This is a genomic window from Nonomuraea sp. C10 (genome assembly GCF_008017515.1).
GTDB classification, from domain to species: Bacteria; Actinomycetota; Actinomycetes; order Streptosporangiales; family Streptosporangiaceae; genus Nonomuraea; species Nonomuraea ferruginea.
In genome coordinates this window covers 5,178,271-5,197,358 of record NZ_VPFF01000001.1, presented here as the reverse complement: position 1 = coordinate 5,197,358, position 19,088 = coordinate 5,178,271, and the positions used below count along the sequence as shown (strand labels likewise).

The window sequence follows — 19,088 nt, the reverse complement described above, 5'->3', positions numbered from 1 at the left end:
TGACCATGCTCAAGACCGGTGACGAGTACCGGGCGAGCCTGCGCGACGGCCGCGTCGTGCTGGCCTCCGACGGCTCACGGGTGTCCGACGTCACCACGCACCCGCAGTTCAGGGACGCCGTGGACACCGTCGCCGCCCTCTACGACATGCAGCACCGGCCGGGGACGGCCGAGATCGCCACGTACCAGGACGAGGAGACCGGGAAGCCGGCCAGCCGCGCCTGGCAGGTGCCCCGGACCAAGGACGACCTGGTCGCCCGGCGCGAGCTGGCCCGGCTGTCCACCTACCACACCTTCGGGGTGTTCGGCCGGCCGCCGGACTACGGCTCGTTCAACGCGCTGGGCCTGCTCTCGGTCGCCGACCGCATCGCCCCCAGCAGCGAGGAGTGGGCGCGCAACATCGACGCGTTCATCGACTGGGGCCGGGCCAACAACGCGATGAGCGCCGACATCGTCGCCGACGTCCAGTCGGACCGGTCGGTGCCGACCGCGCAGAAGCCCGGCCGGCTCCGCTGCGTCGAGGAGCGCAAGGACGGGCTGGTCCTGTACGGGGCCAAGCCGTGCGCCTCCGGGGCCGTCCACTCCCACGTTGGCACCGTCGTCACGCTGCTGACCCCGGGCGCCGACCCCGACGCGAACCTGTTCTGCTACGTGCCGCTCAACGCGCCCGGCCTCACGATGGTGGCCAGGGAACCGGTGATCATGCCGGGCACCACCGACGAGCACCCGCTGGACGTGCGCGGCGAGGAGCCCGACTCCCTGCTCGTCTTCGACCGGGTCTTCGTGCCCAGTGAGCACGTGTTCTCCTTCCGCAACGAGGAGATGCTGGGCCTGTACCACGAGCTGGGCGCCCTCGCGCTCTGGCACATCCTGGCCCGGCTGTCCTACAAGTCCGAGATCCTCGCGGGCGCCGCCCAGGCGATCGTCGAGGTGCTGGGCACGGAGAACATCCCGCAGGTGCGCGACGCCGTCTCCGAGATCAGCGCCTACGCCACCGGGCTGCGCGCCCACGTGCTCGCCGCCGAGGACACCGCCGCCTACGCCAACGGCGTCCTGGTCCCGGCCGAGCGGTACGTCACCGCGGGGCGCCTGCACTCCGTCGAGAACTACCCGCGGATGCTGCAGCTGCTGCGGGAGATCTCCGGCCAGGGCCTGATCAGCCGCTTCTCCGAGCGGCAGTTCGCCGACGGCTCGGTGGGGGAGATGCTCACGGAGTTCCTCCCCGGCACGGGCGTCAGCGCCGAGGCCAAGAACCGGGTGTTCAACTTCGTCTGGGACCTGACCTGCGGCGCGAACGCCATGCGCGTCGCCCTGTTCGAGAACGTCAACGCCACGCCCCCGGCCGCCATGCGGGCCCGGATCTACGCTTCCCCGTACCGCAGGCCGTGGCGGGACTTCGTGCTCGACCACCTGGGCGTCGACATCAGCGCGGCCCGATGACCGCACCGCCGACGGCGGCGGGCGCGGCCCTCCGGGACGAGCTCGGCACGCTCGTCCTCGACCTGCTGGCCGCGCCCAGCCCGAACCCGCCCGGCGACGTGCGCGACGTCGCCGGGGTCGTGACCGCGTACTGCGACCGCGCCGGCCTGCCGCACCGGCTGGACCGGCCGGCCGCGCGCCGCCGCAACATCGTCGTGGACGTGCTCGGGACCACCGACTGGGACGGCCGGCACCTGGTGTGGAACGGGCACCTCGACACGTTCCCCGCCTCCGGCCCGCCGTCCCGCCCCCGGCGGGTCGCGGACCGGGTGCACGGCAGGGGAGCGGTCGACATGAAAGGCGGGGTCGCGGCGTTCCTCGTGGCCGCCCGCCGGCTGCGGGAGAGCGCCGGCGACCTGCCGGGACGGCTCTCCCTGGTCCTGGTGTGCGACGAGGAGACCTTCGGCCCGCTGGGCGCGCGCGGCCTGCTCAGGCGCCGGCCCGACCTGCTCGGCGACGCGCTGGTCAGCACCGAGCCGTCGTCTCTCGGCCTGGTGCGGGTGGCCGAACGCGGCTACCTCTGGCTCATGGTGCACGTGCCCGGCCAGAGCATGCACGCCGCGTACCCAGGCGCCGGGGAGGGCGCGATCCTGCGCGCCGCCGGATTCGCCCGGCGGGTGGCCGGCCTCGTCGCCGAGGTCAACCGCGGGCTCGCGGCCGCGCACCCGCCGCCGGGCGCCCGCGACGAGGCGATGGACCGGCTGCTGGGCGACGGCGCCGCCCGCATCGTCCGCGAGGTCTCGCTCAACCTGGGCACCGTCCGCGGCGGCCTGGCGGTCAACATGCGCCCGGCCGACTGCCGGCTCAGCGTCGACCTGCGCGTGCCCGAGACGGTCGACCCGCAGGACCTGCTCGGCCGCGTCGAGGAGCTGGCCCGTGAGGCCGGCGCCCGGGTCGAGGTCCTCGGCCGCGGACCGGCCAACTCCACCGGCGAGGACGCGGACATCGTCACCGCCGTGACCGAGGCCGTCACCCGGCGCACCGGCCACCGGCCCGTCCCCTCCACCGGGATCGGCTGCACCGACGCCCGGCTGTGGCGCCACGCGGGCGTGCCCGCCTGCGTGATCGGGCCCGACCCGGCCACGATGGGCACCGACGACGAGCACGTCCGGCTCGCCGAGCTGGAAGCGCTCGTGGACATCCTGTGCGATTCCGCACGCCAGTACCTCTCTGGAGAGTCATGACCGAGCGGAGCTCGCCCGCGTACCCGCCCGGCCAGCGCAGCGCGCTGTGCCTGACCTTCGACCTGGACGCCCACACCATGTGGACCTCCAAGGACCCGGGGAACGCCGCCCGGCCGGCGGTGCTCTCCTCGGGCGACTACGACCTCGGCCAAGGGCTGGACCTCGTGCTCGGGCTGCTCGCCGAGCACGGGATCCGCACCACGTTCTTCGTGCCCTCCGACGTCGCGGCGGACGCGCCGGGGGCGATCGGGAAGATCGTCGCCGAGGGGCACGAGATCGCCATGCACGGCACCGACCACAACCCGCTGCCGGACCGCTCCCGTCCCGCCGAGGCGGCGCTGCTGCGTACCGTGAAGGACACGCTGGAGCAGGTGAGCGGCACGCCCGTGCGCGGCTACCGGGCGCCGCTGTACGACGTCACCGAGCACACCCGCGACGTCCTCGCCGAGATCGGCTGCACGTTCTCGTCCAACTTCATGGACGCCGTCCGCCCGTACGTCGTGCGCGGCGAGCACGGCCCGGTCGCCGAGATTCCGACGCACTGGGCTCTCGACGACGGCCCCCACCTGCTGTTCGCCAACAGCCCGCCGAACTACCGGCAGTTCCTCGCCAACGACCAGATCGCCCGCATCTGGACCGACGAGCTGCGGGCCATCCACGCTCTCGGCGGCGTGACGACCATGGTGCTCCACCCGCAGCTCGTGGGCCGGCCGTCCCGGGTGGCGCTGCTGACCCGGCTGATCGAGACCGCGGAGGAGCTCGGCGAGGTGTGGCTCCCCACGATGGGCGAACTGGCCGCCCATCTGCTCGACCAGGAGGTGACCCGATGGATGACGAGACGGTGCTGCTGACCGGCGCCTCGGTGGTGTCGCCGGAGGTGGCGGCAGGGACCGCCGACACGGTGGCCGTCCGCGGCTCGCGCATCGCGGCGGTCGGCACGCTGGAGGCGGTGCGCGCGGCGCTGCCCGGCGCCCGGTACGAGGTCGTCGACCTGGGCGGCGGCTGTCTGACCCCGGGCTTCGTCGACCCGCACAACCACCTGCTCGCCACCGGGGAGACCATGTCCGGGGTGGACGCCGGCTACCCGGCGGTCCGTTCCATCGCGGACCTGGCCCGCGCGGTGGGGGAGGCGGCCCTCGCCCAGCCGGCCGGGACGTGGGTGCGCGGCTCCGGCATGGACGTCGCCAAGTATCCGGAGGACCGCCTGCCCACGGCCGCGGACCTGGACGCGGTCAGCCCGAACCACCCCGTGATCGTCTTCCACAAGTCCGGGCACAGCGCGGTGGTCAACTCGGTCGCCCTCGCGATGGCCGGCGGCGCGACCGGGACCGATCCCACGGGAGGCTACTTCGACAGGGACGAGACGGGGCGCGCCCGCGGCTACTGCGTCGACGCCGCCCTCGATCTCGTCTTCCCCCGGGCCGTCGACATCGCCTGCCACGGCCCCAACTTCCACTTCGACGCCACCCCTGAGGACCTCGACCACGCGCTGGAAGTGGGCGTCCGCGCCTACCAGGCGGCCGGCATCACGACCGTCTGCGATCCGCAGGTGACCAGGCGCGAGATGAGCACGTACCTGCGGGCGCGGCGCGCCGGCCGGCTCGGGGTGCGCGTCGTGGCCATGCCGTTGTCGAGCAACCTCCCGGCGCTGAGCGAGGCGGGGCTGTCCAGCGGGATCGGCGACGACTGGTTCCGCATCGGCGCCATGAAGTTCTACTCCGACGGCGCGCTCACCAGCGGCACAGCCCTGTTCAGCGGCGGCTACTCGAACGACGCGCTGACCCGGGGACAGCTGTTCTGGCAGCCCGGGCAACTCCGCGAGCTGGTGGCCGACGCGATGGCCAGGGGCTGGCAGGTCGGCATCCACGCCCAGGGCGACCTGGGCATCGAGTACGCCCTCCAGGCCATCGAGGCCGGCCGCGGCACCGGCCGGCACCGCGTCGAGCACTGCGGCGGGCCGACCTGGGAACAGCTGGGCCGCATCGCCGACCTGGGCGTCATCCCGGTCAACCAGCCGAACTTCCTCACCGAGAGCGGCGACGAACTGCTGGCCACCCTCGGCGACCGCACGCACCGGCTGCAGCCCCTGCGGTCCGAGCTGGACCGGCAGATCCTGACCGTGCTGTCCAGCGACGCCTTCGTCTCCAACTACCGGCCCATCCGGACCATCGCCTCGGCCATGGGACGGGAGACGGAGTCGGGCACCGTGATCGGCGCCGACGAGCGGCTCGGCTTCGGCGACGCGCTGCGGATGCACACGCTGCTCGCCGCCGAGGCCCTGGGCCTGGACGGGGTCATCGGTTCGATCACCCCCGGCAAGTACGCCGACCTGGTCCACTTCACCACGGACCTGAGCGACCTGCGCCCGGCCGAGCTCGCGGCGACCACGCCGAACGCCACGATGATCGCCGGCCGCTGGGTGACGGGCGCCGGGTGACGGGCGCGCCCCCGAAGCCCTGACCCACCTCACCGACAGAGCCCGAAGCATGGAGCGCATAATGCCCGAAACACCGCGATACCCCCGCATCCGGGTGAGCGGCGGCCCGTACGAGCGCGGCCGCCTCTACGGAGACGCCGCCCGCGATCGCGTCCACCGCAGCAGAGCCGGCTACGAGACGGCCTTCGCGCGGTCGGCGGGCCTGAGCTGGGAGCAGGCGGTCGCGGCCGCCGCGCCGCTGGAGGCCGCGATCGCGGCGGTGTTCCCCGCGTACGCGGAGGAGATGCGCGGCATCGCCGACGGCGCCCGGCTCTCCTTCGCCGACGTCCTCACCATGAACGCGCGCACCGAGGTGATGTGGGCCGCCACCGCCCGCCAGGCCGCGTCGCTGCGGGCCGCGCACGCCCGCGAGTGCAGCTCCTTCGCGCTCCTGCCCAGCCGTACGGCCGGCCGCCACACCCTGGCCGGGCAGAACTGGGACTGGCTCGTGCACGGCTTCGACACGGTGGTCGTCCTGGAGGTGGAGCAGGACGACGCCCCCAACTACGTCACCGTCGTGGAGGCCGGGCTGCTGGCCAAGACGAGCATGAACTCCTCGGGGCTCGCCATCGCCACCAACGCGCTGGTCACCTCGGCCGACCGCGGCGAGCCGGGCCTGCCGTACCACGTGGTGCTGCGCGCGCTGGCCGACTGCCACACGCTGACCGACGCGGCCAACGTGGTCCAGCGCCACTGGCGTTCCTCCTCCGCCAACTACCTGCTGGCCCACCGGGACGGCACCGCGATCAACCTGGAGACCGCCCCCGGCGACCACAGTCAGGTGTATCCCCTGCTGCCGGCCGACGGCGCCCTCGTCCACACCAACCACTTCCTGTCACCGCTCCGGGAGGTGACGGACGTCTCCCTCTACGCGATGGCCGACAGCCTGGTCCGTCTCCAGCGCGTCCAGGCCGCCATCTCCGCGGCCGACCGGCCGGCCACCGTCGGCTCGCTGCGCGAAGCCCTCAGCGACCACGCCGACTATCCGTACTCCGTCTGCTCCCACCCGGACGTACGAGCCGGCGCGGACGAGCGGTGGGCGACCGTCACGTCCGTGATCATGGACCTGGACGAGCGGACCGTCTGGCTCAGCGACGGCAACCCCTGCCGGCACCCGCACCGCCCGCTCACCTTCGACGGCCTCCTCGACAAGCCGTCGCCGCTGCTCACGCCATAGGTCCATGGAGTCGCTCAGCGGGTCACGGCGGTCTCCCGCTCCACACGCGACAGCTTCTCGGGATTACGCACGTGGTAGGCGCCGGTGACGTAGCCGTTCTCCACGCGCACTGCCACCACCCCGTCGATCTCGCCGTCGACCCGTACGAGCAGCCCGGGCCCGCCATTGATCTGAACCAGCTCGACCGACCTCTCCGCGTCGCGTTTCCACCAGCCGGCGGCCAGCAGGCGAGCCACGTTGCCGATCCCCACAACCGGCCGCGGCAGGGCATGCCTGACTCCGCCGCCGTCGCTCAGGGCGACGACGTCCGGCGCGAGGACGTCGAGCAGGCTCTGCAACTCGCCGGTCTCGACCGCTCGCTTGAAGGCCTGGAGCGCGGCTCGGGTCTCGGCCGGGGAGGCGATGCCGCGGGGCCGGCGGGCCGCGACGTGCGCCCGCGCCCGGTAGGCGATCTGGCGGACCGCGTTCGGGCTCTTGCCGACGGCTTCGGCGATCTCGTCGTAGTCCAGTTCGAACACCTCGCGCAGCACGAACACCGCCCGCTCGGTCGGCTGAAGCGTCTCCAGCACCAGCAGCATCGCCATCGAGACGCTCTCGGCGAGCTCGACGTCCTCGGCCACGTCGGGCGAGGTGAGCAACGGCTCGGGCAGCCACGGCCCGACGTAGGACTCCTTGCGCCGACCGAGCGCACGCAGCCGGTCCAGCGCCTGCCGGGTGACGATCCGCACCAGGTAGGCACGCTGCTCCCGCACGGTGCCGAGATCGACGTCCACCCATCGCAGCCAGCTCTCCTGCAGGACGTCCTCGGCGTCCGCGGCCGAGCCGAGCATCTCGTAGACGACGGTGAACAGCAGGTTGCGATGGGCGACGAACGCCTCGGTGGCGGAGTCCACGCGGCCGGCCCGATCGAGCGGCCCGGCCGGGTCCGCCCTTCCTTCGCGCTCGCTCATGTCCGGCTCCTGCCCGGTCGTTCTCAGCACTGCCACACGCACAAGACGTCGCTCCCCGTCGCTGCGTAACAGCCACGGCAGGTGTCCTACGTCACAGAGCCGCGCTGTTACGGGGATCAGGGCGCCGGCGTCTCGTGATCCGTACGGCACCACGACGAGAAGGGAAGTCTTCCCCATGTCCACGCCCACGACCGGCCGGCGGTCGCGCATGCCCAGCCCTCTGCCCTTCCTCCCCGAGCTGGCGGAAGTCGGCGAAGGTCTGCACAAGGCCCTCCGGAACAGCGCGATCCCGCAGACCACCATCCACCTGCTGCACCTTCGCGCCGGGCAGATCCTCGGCAGCACGTACTTCACCACCAGAGAGACCGGCGACCTGCGCAGGATCGGGGAACCGGAGGAGCGCATCACCGCCATGGCCACCTGGCACGACGCCACCTGCTTCACCGACGCCGAACGGGTCGCTCTGGAGCTCGTGGAGGCGGTCCTCACCCCGAACCCGTCCGGTGAGCGCGTCCCCGACGAGCTGTACGCCAGGGCGTCGGCGCACTACGACGACAAGGCGATGTGGTCGCTCATCATGGCGCTCGCCCACATCGGCTTCTTCACCCCCGCCGCCCTCATCGCCAAGCCGATCCCCGGCATGCCCCCCGGCCAGAACTACAGCGAGTAAGAGAGGCGCCCAGCATGAGCATCACCACGTTCGCGGTGGCAGGGGCGACCGGGCGGCTGGGCCGCCACGTCGTCGACGTCCTCACGGAACGGGGGCACCAGGTCGTGCCGATGTCCCGCGCCACCGGCGTGGACGTCATCACCGGTCAGGGCCTGGCCGAGGCGCTCACCGGGGTGGACGTCATCATCGACGTCGCCTCGTGGCACGCCTCCGAGCAGGAGGCGGCGACGGAGTTCTTCCGCACCTCGGCCCGTAATCTCCACGAGTACGGTCAGCAGGCGGCCGTAGCCCGGATCGCCATGGCGTCCATCATCGGCGCCGACCAGGCCACCGCCGGTTTCCTCGCCGCCAAGAAGGCGCACGAGGAACTGCTGCTGTCCGGCCCGCTCCCCGTCCGCATCCTGCGGGCCGCGCAGTTCCACGAGTTCATCGGCCAGTTGCTGGACTGGCAGGAGGGCGACGTCGCCCACATCCCGGCCCTGCCCACCCAGCTCGTCGCCTGCCGCACCGTGGCCGAGGAACTGGCCGACCTGGCCACCGCCCCCGATGCCCCGGGAACACCGATCCCCGAGATCGCCGGACCCCGCAAGGAGACCATGGCGGAGGCGGCCCGGCTCCTCGGCGCCCGCCGGGGCGTCCAGGTCGTCGGCGTCGACGGGTCCGGCATGCCCGATGCCGGGCTCGCCGCCGACGGCGCCTTCCTGCCCGGCCCGCACGCCAAACTGGCCGGGCCCACCTTCCAGGAGTGGCTCGACATCCAGCCCTGAGCCGACCTCGACCTTGTGACCCGGTCCCGGCTTCCCCGGGACCGGAGGCTCAGCTCGCGGAGCGGTCGCCGGGCGGGCGGCGGCGCAGCGCGGGGTCGGTCAGGGGCGCGGGACTCCAGAGAGCGACAGGAGGGTAGACGTCGGTGCCGGGCGGCACGAGCTCGTCGATCCGGTCGAGCACGGTGTCGTCGAGCACCAGCGAGGCGCCCTTCAGCAAGCCCTCCAGTTGCTCCATCGTGCGCGGGCCGAGGATGACCGAGGTGACCGCCGGGTGTGACACGACGAAGGCGACGGCCAGCTCCGGCAGGGTGCGGCCGAGCTCGTCCGCCAGTTTCACCAGCTCCTCGACGACCTCCAGCTTGGCCGCGTTGACCGGGATGGACGGGTCGAACCGTTCCGGCGCGCGCGCCGCGCGGCCCTGCGACAGGTCGACCTGTCCCTTGCGGTAACGGCCGGTCAGGAACCCCCAGCCCAGCGGGCTGTAGGTGAGCACGCCCATACCGAGCCGCTGCGCCGTGGGCAGGACGTCGCCCTCGATGCCGCGGGCCAGGATGTTGTACGGCGGCTGCTCGGTGCGGAACCGGTACAGGCCGCGCTGCCGGGCCACATGGTAGGCCTCGACCGTCTCGTGCGCCGGGAAGGCCGAGCTGCCGAAGGCGCGGATCTTGCCCTGCCGTACGAGATCGGTCAGCGCGGAGAGGGTCTCCTCGATGTCGGTCCGGTGGTCGGGGCGGTGGATCTGGTACAGGTCGATCCAGTCGGTGCGCAGCCGCTTGAGACTCGCCTCGACCGCGCGCATGATCCAGCGCCGCGAGTTGCCGCTCCGGTTGGGCCCTTCCCCCATCGGGAAGTGCACCTTGGTCGACAGCACCACGTCGTCCCGCCGGCCCTGCAGCGCCTTGCCCACGATCTCCTCGGACTCGCCCGCCGAGTACATGTCGGCGGTGTCGATGAAGTTGATCCCCTGGTCGAGGGCGGTGTGGATGATGCGGATGCTGTCATCGTGGTCGGGGTTGCCGGCCGAGCCGAACATCATGGTGCCGAGGCAGTGGGTGCTGACCTCTATGCCGGTGCCGCCGAGGATGCGATATCTCATACTTCGGAACCGTAGAAGCTAGAGCCGACTCTAGGTCAAACTGAGCCGCATGTCGGGATTGAGCATCGGCCAGGTCGCCGAACGCACCGGGCTCAGCGTGCACACCCTCCGGTTCTACGAGCGAGAGGGGCTGCTGGCCCAGCCGGTACGGCGGGGAACCGCGGGACACCGGGTCTACGACGAGGGTGACGTCGACTGGCTGGGCGTGTGCGTCCGGCTGCGGGCCTCCGGCATGCCCCTGACCGACATCCGGCGCTACACCGAGCTCGTCAGAGCGGGCCAGGGCAACGAGGCGGAACGGCTGGAGGTGCTGCGCGGACATCGGGAACGGGTGCTCGCCCAGCTGCACGAACTCGACGAGTCACTCAAGCTGATAACCCACAAGGTGGCCATCTACGAGGGCCGGCTGGGCTTGCGGGACACCGTCCCCGACTGCGCGCCCTGAGGCTCAGACCAGCGCGCCGGCCAGCAGGAAGATCCCGGTTCCGTGGGCGAGGGCGGCTGCGGTCACGCCTGACCGCAGCCGCAGGAAGGCGCAGATCAGCCCCTCGTACAGGGTGAAGGCCAGCAGCGGCCAGCCGACGTCGGTCACGGTCGAGGCCAGGAAGACGTGGCAGGCGGCGAACAGCAGGGCCGACAGCAACGCCGCCCGGACGCCGTCGGTGTGCTGCTCCAGCCGGCCCTGCAGGAACCCGCGGAACAGCACCTCCTCGGCGAGGTTGCCCGCCAGGCTGAACAGCAGCAGCACCGGCAGCAGCGTGACCGCGACCGCGCCGCCCCGATCCGCCGGCGGTGTCGCCAAGGACAGCAGCAGCACCGGAGCGGCGGCCAGGACGCCGCCGCCGATCCCCAGCGCGAGCGCGGCCGGGGTGAACCGGCCCCACCGCACCAGCGAGCGCAGCTCGCCATCCAGGGTCAGCACGGCGGCGGTCAGCACCACCGTACCCACGGCGAACAGCAGCAGGATGCCCGCCTCGTCGGTGAAGCGCAGCCAGGGCGCCCCTCCCGCGACGCCGAGCCGCCAGAACCCGAGCGGTGTCATCGCATCCCTGATCAGCACGAAGCCGAGGACGAGGGTCATGATGCGCAGGAGCGGGTCCCGCTCGGCGCGCGCCAGCGCGAAGCACGCGCCGATCAGCAGCAGTCCGGGCAGGATCCGTACGCCGTAGGACAGAAGGTCGGACAGCACGAAGACGTCTCCGTTTCTCAGGGGGTCGTCGGCGAAGGCCCGTGCCCGCGCCAGGGGGAGGGCCGGGTCGGTCACCAACTGCTCGCCTTGGGGGAGCGGGCGTCGGCCGGCAGCCGCGACGTCGAGGTCTTCATGGTGCTGTCCGTGCCGCAGTTCGACGGCTGGGGCGGCTTGGAGGGAGCCAAGTGGAGGAGTCCTTCCCGGGCGGTGGACGACCCGGCCGGGACCCACGGGGAGACTCGGCCAGGCATGACTGCGTGGCCGAAGGTCTCGCCCACCGGCCGGTGACCGGTCCCCGCCGCCGGAGAACGCGAGGTTCTCAGCGTGTCGACGTGCGGGCGTCGCGGGCTACTCCCCTTCGGAGCGGCTTCACTCTTCCACACATTTCGGAAATCGCGCAAGTGTCGAAACGTGGAGGCAGGCCGGAGGCGCGGGACAATGGAGAGGCCATGCCGACCTCCACACCGGGTTCACCCGGCGCCGAGCACCCGACCCCCGCGCAGCTGAGGGCGGCGGCCGAGACGTTCGCCCTGATGGCCAGCCCGGTCCGGCTGCACCTGATGTGGCTGATCACCCACGGTTCCTACGACGTCAGCACGCTGGCCACGCACGTGGGCATCGGCATCGCCACGGTCTCCCAGCACCTGGCCAAGCTCCGCCTGGCCGGCCTCATCACCGCACGCCGGGACGGCCGCCGGACGCTGTACGCGGTGGAGGACCCTCATGTGGTCACCCTGATCCGCCAGATCTTCGATCACATCGCCCCCGACGGGAGCCTGGCGCCCGACCCTCCCCGGTAGCCGCGATCCCGGACTCCGTGCCGGAACGGTGGCAGGCGAGGCCCGCCACCGCCGCGGATTGGAGACGACTGTCGGCCGGACTCCGGAACAGTCACTTCCGGCCGAGGATTTTCGCCCCGAACCTCACCGAATGCCCGGCCCCGCCGCACGCCCGGCATTTACCGAAAGCCCCCTTGAAAGTGGTCGAATGCGACTCTTTTGAGCGATTGCAGCGCGGACACTTCATATAGGGGTGGAAGTAGCAGGACCCCAGGTAGACGACGGCCATGACGATGGCGAACCACACCAGTAGTTGCATTCCGCCAGAGTGCACAGAAAGTGATGCTCCCGTCACAGGAATCCCAAGACGGGGTCATCACTTCATGCATCCGAAAGGTGACAGTACGCTCACTTCCGGCCGAACAGATGCCGCCGGTTCAGCCGCCGTCGGCTCGCGCCCGCTCCGGCTCGACGTCCTGCTCGCCGGTCACCGTCGAGGGGCGGCTCACCGGTACCGACGGCAAGGCGCCCGGGCTCAAGCCGCTCGCGGTGACCCGGCGCCTGGTCCACGGGACGAAAGAGCCGATCGCCGGCGTGACGACGCAGAAGGACGGCACGTACACGTTCACCGACATGCCCGCCATCGCCGGCAGGTACAGCTACCTCGCGTTGTGGTCAGGGGACGCCGCGGCCCGGCCCGGCCAAGGCCGCCCATCACATCATGGTCGAGTGACCTGACGGCCGGTCGGCGCGTCGGCCTTCTGACCGGGTCAGACCCTGGTGTGGCGGGGGCAGCCTCGTCGGGGAGCCCCCGCCACACCCGTCGCGGAACAGGCGGGGGAATCAGCTTCCGCAGGGGTCGGCGGCGTTGGGGGTCACGACGCCGTCCTTGACGGTGGAGGTGCCGGTGGTGAGGGTGTAGTCGTTGCCGTTGTTGTTGTCCCAGGTTCCGGCGCCGTTGTTGAACGCGGCCTTGAGGGTGGTGGCGTTGGCGAGGTTGATGGTCTTCTTCTTCCAGCCGGCGCAGGCTGTTTCCATGGGCAGGCCTGGGACGGTGGTCCAGGTGCCGTTGATGCCGTAGTGGATGTTGGCCGTGGCCCAGCTCGTCTTGTAGTAGACGGTGGCTTCCTTGTCACCCGGCTGAGGGGTCGAGCCGGTGTGGACGGCGACCGCGCTCTTGCCGGGCACGGTGACCGTCGCCCTGCCGCCGGAGTCGACCGTCACCGTGCCGCCGCCCGCCACGTTCGGATACGTCCCGGCGGGCAGGCCGGTGGTGAAGGTCCGGGTGATGGAGCCGCCCTCGTTGTTGATGGCGACCCAGCCCTTGTCGCCGCGGCTGAAGGCGATCAGGTTGTTCCCGTTGTCGGTCCAGTTGGCGACGCCGGTGCCCTTGACGGCGTTGTGGAAGCCCACCATGCCGGCGACCTGCCGGTTGAAGCAGGTCCACTGGCCGTTGGAGCAGTTGACGTCGGTGGCGTGGCCGCCGTTGGCCGAGGGCGGCCCGGCCTCGCTGTTGTTCCAGGTGTACGAGGCGTACACCTGGGGGGTGCCGAACGGCCAGGCCAGCATGAAGAAGTTGGCCAGCTTGTACGTGTCGCCGTTCTTGTAGGTGAGCGTGGAGCCGCCCCGCTCGGTGTCGTGGTTGTCGACGAACACCACGGCCTTGTCGCCGGGCACCGACAGACCCCAGCTCTCGCCGAAGGTCCGCAGGTTCTTGATCTGGCCGGTGAACTGTTCCCGCAGCTTGCGGCCGTACACGAACTCGTCGACGTCGCCGACGCCGGTGTAGTGGCTCGGCTGGACGGCCTCCTGGTCGCCTTGGATGACCTCCTGGTGGATGTAGGGCGATCCGACGAGCCTGGACTTGATCGCGGACAGGTCACCGGGGTGGATGTGCTTGGCGGCGTCGATGCGGAAGCCGGACACGCCGAGCGACGTCAGCTTGTTCAGGTAGTCCGCGATCTTGCCCCGGACGTACTCGGACCCGGTGTTCAGATCCGACAGGCTCACCAGCTCGCAGTTCTGGACCCGCCAGGCGTCGTTGCGGTAGTCGCCCTGGTTGATCTGGCAGGTGGGCTGGTGGAAGTCCTGGGAGGAGTAGAGCCCCGGATAGTTGTACTTGCTGAAGCCGTAGCCGCCGTAGCTGGTGGCGCCCTGGCCGGTCATGTGGTTGATGACCGCGTCCACCTGGACCTTCACGCCGGCGCCGTTGCAGGCGTCGACCATGCGCCTGAACGCGGCCTCGTCACCGAACTTGCTGGTCAGCTCGTAGCGGGCGGGCTGGTAGATGTCCCACCAGACCGTGCCGCCCTTGGTCATCGAGTCGTGGGGCGGTGAGACCTGCACCGCGCCGTACCCGGCCGGGCCGAGCACCTCCGTGCACTCCCTGGCCACCGAGTTCCAGTTCCAGCTCCACAGGTTGGCGATGACGCCGACGCCGGAGGCGGCGTGGGCGGGGGCTTGGCCCAGCACGGGCACGGCGATGCTGCTCGCCGCCGCTAATGCGGTGGCGACGATTGCTTTGTAGAGTTTCATGCGGGGATCTCCAGAAACGTGAGGATGGGGTTCCCGTCAACGGGCTGGGTGGGCCAACACCCGGCCCGTCTTGCTTTGAGGGCTGCTTTGTGGCGGACCGAGGGGCCCGGCGGTGCTCTGGCACGCCCATGGGGGAGAGGCACCATCAGAACCTCCGCGTTCGGGTTTCCTCGGTGTTGCCTGGAAGTTACTCGGCGGCCAAGGTCCTTGCAATAGTTTGCAGACTTTTCAAGAGTGACCTGCCTCCACGGCGAAGTGTCTGCAAGAGCTTGCAACGCATTGCTGGCCGAAGCGCCCGCAGCCACGGTCCTGGGAGGAGACGGAGAACGGTAAATTGGCTGCCATGACCATGCGCCTCGCCGACATCGCCGCCCAAGCGGGCGTGAGTGAGGCCACCGTGAGCCGGGTGCTCAACGACAAACCGGGCGTGGCGCCCGGCACCAGGCAAGCCGTCCTCACCGCACTCGACGTGCTCGGCTACGAGCGCCCGGCCAAGCTCCGGCAGATCCACACCGGCCTGATCGGCCTGATCCTCCCCGAGCTCAGCAATCCGATCTTTCCGGCGTTCGCGCAGGTCATCGAGAGCGCCCTGGTGCTGTCCGGCTACACCGCCGTGCTGTGCACGCAGACGCCGGGCGGCGTCACCGAGGACGACTACACCGCTTTGCTACTTGAGCGCGGTGTCGCGGGCATCATCTTCGTCAACGGGCTGCACGCCGACTCCCGCTCCAACGCCGCGCGTTACGTGCATCTGACCGAGCTGGGCCTGCCCATGGTGCTGATCAACGGTTACCGCCCCGACATCCAGGCTCACTTCATCTCCAACGACGACGTCGCCGCGCTCGACATGGCCGTCGCCCACCTGGTCTCCCTCGGCCACCGGCGCATCGGCCTGGCGATCGGCCAGGAGCGTTTCGTGCCCACCATGCGTAAGACGGAGGGCTACCGCCGTGCCATGGCCAACTACGCCGGCGTCACCGACGTCTCCGACCTGGTCGTCAACACGCTCTACACCGTGGAGGGCGGCCAGTCCGCGGCCCAGCAACTGCTCGAGCGCGGGTGCACGGCCATCTGCTGCGGCAGCGACATCATGGCCATCGGCGCGATCAGGGGCGCCCGCAACCTGGGCCTGAGCGTGCCGGAGGAAGTGTCGGTGGTCGGCTTCGACGACACGCCGATGACGGCCTACCTCGACCCGCCGCTCACGACGATCCGGCAGCCCGTGCGCGAGATGGCGCTGAACGCGGTGAGCAGCCTGCTCGACGAGATCGGCGGCGTGCCCGCGCCCCGCGGCGAGCTGCTGCACCGCCCCGAGCTGGTCGTCCGCCGCTCGACGGCCCCCATCCGCACGCCCGTCGTCCCCACCTCCTGACTCCCGCGGCAGCCCTTCCTCCGGCAGGTGCTCGGATCAGGAGACCTGCTGTCCAGGTGTCGTCACCCAGAGTGACGGCTGGCTGTCTCCTTGCAAAGATAACGAAAAAGTGATCCTTCTTTGCAAAGTCTTTCAATGAAGCTTGCAGGCGCGTAACGTCCACCTCACTTCCGAGGACCCCGGCGGGCGAGGTCTCCCGCGGCGTGTCCCCCTTCGGCTTCCTACGAGGAGACAGAGATGCGGCAAGCCCTTTCGGCCGTGACGATGGTCGCGGCGCTCGCGCTCGCGGTCGGCGCGTGCGGCGGCGGCGACGGCACATCCTCCGCCGCGCCGACCGGCTCGGCCCCCGCCGACCCGAGCCAGATCAGCGGCGAGATCACGTGGTGGGACACCGTCCGCCCGGACAGCGAGGGCCCGACATTCCAGAAGCTGATCAAGGAGTTCGAGGCCAAGTACCCCAAAATCAAGATCAAGTACGTCAACGTCCCCTCCGACCAGGCGCAGAACCAGTTCCAGACAGCGGCCCAGGCCGGCACCGGCGCCCCTGACGTGATCCGCTCCGAGGTCGCCTGGACGTCCCAGTTCGCCGAACTCGGCTACCTCCAGCCGCTCGACGGCACCCGCGCCGTCGACGACGAGGCCGACTACCTCCCCGGCCCGCTGAGCAGCACCAAGTACAACGGCAAGACGTGGGCGGTCCCGCAGGTGACCGACACACTCGCCCTGCTGTACAACAAGCGGCTGCTGAAGGAGGCCGGCCACGACAAGCCGCCCGCGACCGTACCCGAGCTCAAGCAGGCGGCCCTGGACGTCAAGTCCAAGACCGGCGCCAACGGCCTGGCGCTCAACGTGGACGGCTACTTCCTGCTGCCCTTCATCTACGGCGAGGGCGGCGACCTCCTCGACGTGCGGAACAAGCAGGTCGTCGTCAACTCCCCGCAGAACGTCAAGGCCATGGCCACCCTGCAGGACCTCATCACCTCGGGTGCGGCGGCCAAGCCCGCGCTGCAGGACAGCTACGCCAACGCGATGACCGCGCTCAAGGACGGCAAGACCGCGATGATCTACAACGGCCCCTGGTCGCTGTCGGAGGTCTACCAGGGCAAGGAGTTCGCGGACAAGGAGAACCTCGGCATCGCCCCGGTGCCCGCAGGCTCCGCCAAGGCGGGCGCCCCCACCGGCGGCTGGAACCTCGCGATCTACGCCGGATCCAAGAACATCGAGGCGTCGTACGAGTTCCTGCGCTTCATGAGCTCGTCCTCCTCGCTCGCCACCGTCTCCGCCGAACTGGGCCTGCTGCCCGCCCGCACCTCCAGCTTCGAGGACCCGAGGGTGAAGGCCAACACCGACGTGTCGATCTTCAAGCCGATCATGGAGACCGCGGTGCCGCGCCCGTGGATCCCCGAAGGCGGCCAGCTCTTCCAGCCGCTGCTGGAGAGCTACCAGGAACTGGTCGGCGGCGCCACGCCCGAGGAGACGCTGACCAAGGCCGAGGAGAAGTTCCAGACGATCATGAAGGCCTGGAGCTGACCGTGGCCGTTTCGACTGGACGTGCGAGGAGCACGACCAGGGACAGCGCCGACCGCGGCCGCCGCCGGGCCGGCCGCGACCAAGGCCCGCTGCGGCGGGCCCTGTCCCGGCACTGGTACGCCTGGGCGATGGTCGCCCCGGTGATGATCGTCGTCACCGTGCTGATCGGCTGGCCGCTGCTGCGCGGCGTCTACCTGTCCCTGACGGACGCCACGGAGGCCAACGTCGGCCGGACGATCGGCGTCAACGTCATCCCGGCCACCTACGAGTTCGTCGGCCTGGACAACTACGTCGGCATCCTCTCCAGCGGCCTGTTCTGGGAGAAGCTCACCTGGACGGCGATCTGGACGGTGTCCTGCGTCGTCCTGCACTACGGCATCGGCCTGGGCCTGGCCATGCTGCTGCACCGCCGGCTGCGGTTCCGCTCGCTCTACCGGGTGCTGCTGATCCTGCCGTGGGCTATCCCCGGGTTCGTGGCCGCCTTCATCTGGCGCTACCTGTTCAACAGCGACTTCGGCGTGATCAACGCGATGCTCAGGGCGGCCGGGCTCGGCGCGGTCGGCTGGCTGGACGACCCGGTCACGGCCAAGCTCGCGGTGATCGCGGTCAACGTCTGGGTCGGCGTGCCGTTCATGATGGTGGCCCTGCTGGGCGGCCTGCAGTCGATCCCGTCCGAGCTGTACGAGGCCGCCGCGGTCGACGGCGCGACACCCTTCCAGCGCTTCCGTCACATCACGCTGCCCATGCTCCGGTCGGTCTCGGCGACGGTCGTGCTGCTGGGCACCATCTGGACGTTCAACATGTTCCCCGTGATCTTCCTGATAACGCGGGGCGGTCCCGGCAGCGAGACGGAGATCCTCGTCACCTACGCCTTCAGGGAGGCGTTCACCGGGGTGCGCAACTACTCCGGCTCGGCGGCCTGGGGCGTGATCATCCTGGCCCTGCTCGTCGTACTCGCCACCGTTTACCGCCGCGCGCTGCGCAGACAAGGGGAGGTCTGGTGACCGCGAACACCCGCCCGGTCGCGCCGGGCGCCGCCAGGCGCAGCCCGGCCGCGTCGGTGCTGCTGCACGTGACCCTCGTCGCGGCCTGTGCCGTCTCGCTGTTCCCCGTCGTCTGGCTGGTGCTGACGTCGCTGAAGCCTCGCGACGGATGGCTGTCCGCCGAGCTGGAGATCTTCAACCAGCCGTCGCTGACCAACTACGCGCGGGTGCTCGGCGAGACCGAGTTCCTGACGTGGCTGGTGAACTCGGTGCTGGCGGCGGGCCTCACCACCGTCCTCGGCGTCTTCCTCGCCTCGACCACCGGGTACGCGCTCAGCCGCCATGCCTTCCCCGGCCGGCGCGGGATCATGTGGATGCTGCTGATCACCCAGATGTTCCCCGTCGCCATCCTCATCGTCCCGCTCTACAACCTGATGGCCGCGCTCGGACTGCTGAACCAGATCCCCGGGCTGATCATCGCCTACATGACGATCGCGGTGCCGTTCTGCGCCTGGATGATGAAGAGCTACTTCGACTCCATCCCGCGCGAGATCGACCAGGCCGGGCTGATCGACGGGCTCACGCCCTTCGGCGCGTTCTGGCGGGTGGTGCTGCCGCTGGCCCGGCCCAGCCTGGCCGTCACCGCGTTCTACTGCTTCATGACCGCATGGGGCGAGGTCGCGTACGCCACCGTGTTCATGTCCCAGGAGGAGAAGCGCACGCTCGCCGTGGGCCTGCAGCAGTTCGTCGGCCAGCACTGGTCCGACTGGGGACTGCTCACCGCCTCCGCCGTGCTGATCGCGGTGCCCGCCGCGGCGGTCTTCCTCGTCGTCCAGCGCCATCTGGTCGCCGGGCTGACCAGCGGCGCGACGAAGTCGTGAGCCGGCCTCGTCGCACCGGCC

The 19,088-nt window shown here is 70.7% G+C and carries 18 protein-coding genes; 14 read left to right on the top strand and 4 right to left on the bottom strand.

The features are described 5' to 3' along the window. The first annotated feature begins 5 nt into the window (after positions 1–5). From FR742_RS23950 to FR742_RS23930, 5 genes are all read left to right on the top strand, one after another. A complete protein-coding gene (locus FR742_RS23950; protein WP_187281279.1) occupies positions 6–1,439 on the top strand; it encodes a 4-hydroxyphenylacetate 3-hydroxylase N-terminal domain-containing protein in 1,434 nt (477 codons plus the stop codon). Beyond that, positions 1,436–2,662, top strand: coding sequence for a M20 family metallopeptidase (locus FR742_RS23945; protein ID WP_148033015.1), 1,227 nt, complete (start codon positions 1,436–1,438; stop codon positions 2,660–2,662). The genes FR742_RS23950 and FR742_RS23945 overlap by 4 nt, the downstream gene beginning before the upstream one ends. Next, positions 2,659–3,513 carry a polysaccharide deacetylase family protein gene (locus FR742_RS23940; protein WP_148033014.1) on the top strand — a complete coding sequence of 285 codons (855 nt, stop codon included), beginning with the start codon at positions 2,659–2,661 and terminating at the stop codon, positions 3,511–3,513. The genes FR742_RS23945 and FR742_RS23940 overlap by 4 nt, the downstream gene beginning before the upstream one ends. Continuing rightward, positions 3,489–5,099 (top strand): amidohydrolase, encoded by a 1,611-nt coding sequence (locus tag FR742_RS23935; RefSeq protein ID WP_148033013.1) that lies wholly within the window; start codon positions 3,489–3,491, stop codon positions 5,097–5,099. The genes FR742_RS23940 and FR742_RS23935 overlap by 25 nt, the downstream gene beginning before the upstream one ends. Before the next feature lie 61 nt (positions 5,100–5,160). After that, positions 5,161–6,315 carry a C45 family peptidase gene (locus FR742_RS23930; RefSeq protein WP_148033012.1) on the top strand — a complete coding sequence of 385 codons (1,155 nt, stop codon included), beginning with the start codon at positions 5,161–5,163 and terminating at the stop codon, positions 6,313–6,315. Positions 6,316–6,329: 14 nt separating this feature from the next. Here FR742_RS23930 and FR742_RS23925 read toward each other — a convergent pair whose 3' ends face one another. Further along, on the bottom strand, positions 6,330–7,265 hold the full coding sequence (locus FR742_RS23925) for an RNA polymerase sigma-70 factor (protein WP_148033011.1): 936 nt from the start codon (positions 7,263–7,265) through the stop codon (positions 6,330–6,332). A gap of 175 nt (positions 7,266–7,440) precedes the next feature. On the opposite strand from FR742_RS23925, the gene FR742_RS23920 reads away from it, so the two are divergent. Together FR742_RS23920 and FR742_RS23915 are read left to right on the top strand one after the other, a co-directional pair. Beyond that, entirely contained in the window at positions 7,441–7,935 is a 495-nt protein-coding gene (locus FR742_RS23920) for a carboxymuconolactone decarboxylase family protein (RefSeq protein WP_148033010.1), read from the top strand. A gap of 14 nt (positions 7,936–7,949) precedes the next feature. Then, positions 7,950–8,702 (top strand): SDR family oxidoreductase, encoded by a 753-nt coding sequence (locus FR742_RS23915; RefSeq protein ID WP_148033009.1) that lies wholly within the window; start codon positions 7,950–7,952, stop codon positions 8,700–8,702. Between the two features lie 49 nt (positions 8,703–8,751). Here the strand turns inward: FR742_RS23915 and FR742_RS23910 are convergent, their stop codons facing one another. Then, entirely contained in the window at positions 8,752–9,798 is a 1,047-nt protein-coding gene (locus FR742_RS23910; RefSeq protein ID WP_148033008.1) for an aldo/keto reductase, read from the bottom strand. Positions 9,799–9,847: 49 nt separating this feature from the next. Between FR742_RS23910 and FR742_RS23905 the strand changes: the two genes are divergently transcribed. Beyond that, positions 9,848–10,243, top strand: coding sequence for a MerR family transcriptional regulator (locus tag FR742_RS23905; protein WP_148033007.1), 396 nt, complete (start codon positions 9,848–9,850; stop codon positions 10,241–10,243). A gap of 3 nt (positions 10,244–10,246) precedes the next feature. On the opposite strand, the gene FR742_RS23900 is transcribed toward FR742_RS23905, so the two are convergent. After that, positions 10,247–11,062 carry a type II CAAX prenyl endopeptidase Rce1 family protein gene (locus tag FR742_RS23900; protein WP_261808711.1) on the bottom strand — a complete coding sequence of 272 codons (816 nt, stop codon included), beginning with the start codon at positions 11,060–11,062 and terminating at the stop codon, positions 10,247–10,249. A 374-nt stretch (positions 11,063–11,436) separates the two neighbouring features. Between FR742_RS23900 and FR742_RS23895 the strand changes: the two genes are divergently transcribed. Next, positions 11,437–11,787 (top strand): helix-turn-helix transcriptional regulator, encoded by a 351-nt coding sequence (locus tag FR742_RS23895; RefSeq protein WP_148033006.1) that lies wholly within the window; start codon positions 11,437–11,439, stop codon positions 11,785–11,787. Positions 11,788–12,162: 375 nt separating this feature from the next. Continuing rightward, positions 12,163–12,504: a hypothetical protein gene (locus tag FR742_RS23890; RefSeq protein WP_222709036.1), complete on the top strand. Its 342-nt coding sequence runs from the start codon at positions 12,163–12,165 to the stop codon at positions 12,502–12,504. Positions 12,505–12,609: 105 nt separating this feature from the next. On the opposite strand, the gene FR742_RS23885 is transcribed toward FR742_RS23890, so the two are convergent. Then, a complete protein-coding gene (locus FR742_RS23885) occupies positions 12,610–14,301 on the bottom strand; it encodes a carbohydrate binding domain-containing protein (protein ID WP_187281278.1) in 1,692 nt (563 codons plus the stop codon). Between the two features lie 343 nt (positions 14,302–14,644). Here FR742_RS23885 and FR742_RS23880 point away from each other — a divergent pair, with 343 nt between their 5' ends. From FR742_RS23880 to FR742_RS23865, 4 genes are all read left to right on the top strand, one after another. Beyond that, positions 14,645–15,673, top strand: a complete 1,029-nt coding sequence (locus FR742_RS23880) for a LacI family DNA-binding transcriptional regulator (protein WP_148033004.1) — start codon at positions 14,645–14,647, stop codon at positions 15,671–15,673. A 237-nt stretch (positions 15,674–15,910) separates the two neighbouring features. Beyond that, a complete protein-coding gene (locus tag FR742_RS23875; RefSeq protein WP_148033003.1) occupies positions 15,911–17,203 on the top strand; it encodes an extracellular solute-binding protein in 1,293 nt (430 codons plus the stop codon). 2 nt (positions 17,204–17,205) lie between these two features. Continuing rightward, complete coding sequence (locus FR742_RS23870; RefSeq protein WP_148033002.1) at positions 17,206–18,207, top strand: carbohydrate ABC transporter permease; 1,002 nt, start codon at positions 17,206–17,208, stop codon at positions 18,205–18,207. Further along, entirely contained in the window at positions 18,204–19,067 is an 864-nt protein-coding gene (locus FR742_RS23865) for a sugar ABC transporter permease (protein ID WP_261808710.1), read from the top strand. Before FR742_RS23870 ends, FR742_RS23865 begins: the two co-directional genes overlap by 4 nt. Positions 19,068–19,088 lie beyond the last annotated feature (21 nt).

Excerpts from the sequence above, each read along its gene's own strand:
- FR742_RS23930 (WP_148033012.1), top strand. The coding sequence starts at position 5,161 with ATGCCCGAAACACCGCGATACCCCCGCATCCGGGTGAGCGGCGGCCCG.
- FR742_RS23940 (WP_148033014.1), top strand. The coding sequence starts at position 2,659 with ATGACCGAGCGGAGCTCGCCCGCGTACCCGCCCGGCCAGCGCAGCGCG.
- FR742_RS23945 (WP_148033015.1), top strand. The coding sequence starts at position 1,436 with ATGACCGCACCGCCGACGGCGGCGGGCGCGGCCCTCCGGGACGAGCTC.
- FR742_RS23935 (WP_148033013.1), top strand. The coding sequence starts at position 3,489 with ATGGATGACGAGACGGTGCTGCTGACCGGCGCCTCGGTGGTGTCGCCG.
- FR742_RS23875 (WP_148033003.1), top strand. The coding sequence starts at position 15,911 with ATGCGGCAAGCCCTTTCGGCCGTGACGATGGTCGCGGCGCTCGCGCTC.
- FR742_RS23910 (WP_148033008.1), bottom strand. The coding sequence starts at position 9,798 with ATGAGATATCGCATCCTCGGCGGCACCGGCATAGAGGTCAGCACCCAC.
- FR742_RS23905 (WP_148033007.1), top strand. The coding sequence starts at position 9,848 with ATGTCGGGATTGAGCATCGGCCAGGTCGCCGAACGCACCGGGCTCAGC.
- FR742_RS23915 (WP_148033009.1), top strand. The coding sequence starts at position 7,950 with ATGAGCATCACCACGTTCGCGGTGGCAGGGGCGACCGGGCGGCTGGGC.
- FR742_RS23925 (WP_148033011.1), bottom strand. The coding sequence starts at position 7,265 with ATGAGCGAGCGCGAAGGAAGGGCGGACCCGGCCGGGCCGCTCGATCGG.
- FR742_RS23920 (WP_148033010.1), top strand. The coding sequence starts at position 7,441 with ATGTCCACGCCCACGACCGGCCGGCGGTCGCGCATGCCCAGCCCTCTG.
- FR742_RS23895 (WP_148033006.1), top strand. The coding sequence starts at position 11,437 with ATGCCGACCTCCACACCGGGTTCACCCGGCGCCGAGCACCCGACCCCC.
- FR742_RS23950 (WP_187281279.1), top strand. The coding sequence starts at position 6 with ATGCTCAAGACCGGTGACGAGTACCGGGCGAGCCTGCGCGACGGCCGC.
- FR742_RS23880 (WP_148033004.1), top strand. The coding sequence starts at position 14,645 with ATGACCATGCGCCTCGCCGACATCGCCGCCCAAGCGGGCGTGAGTGAG.
- FR742_RS23885 (WP_187281278.1), bottom strand. The coding sequence starts at position 14,301 with ATGAAACTCTACAAAGCAATCGTCGCCACCGCATTAGCGGCGGCGAGC.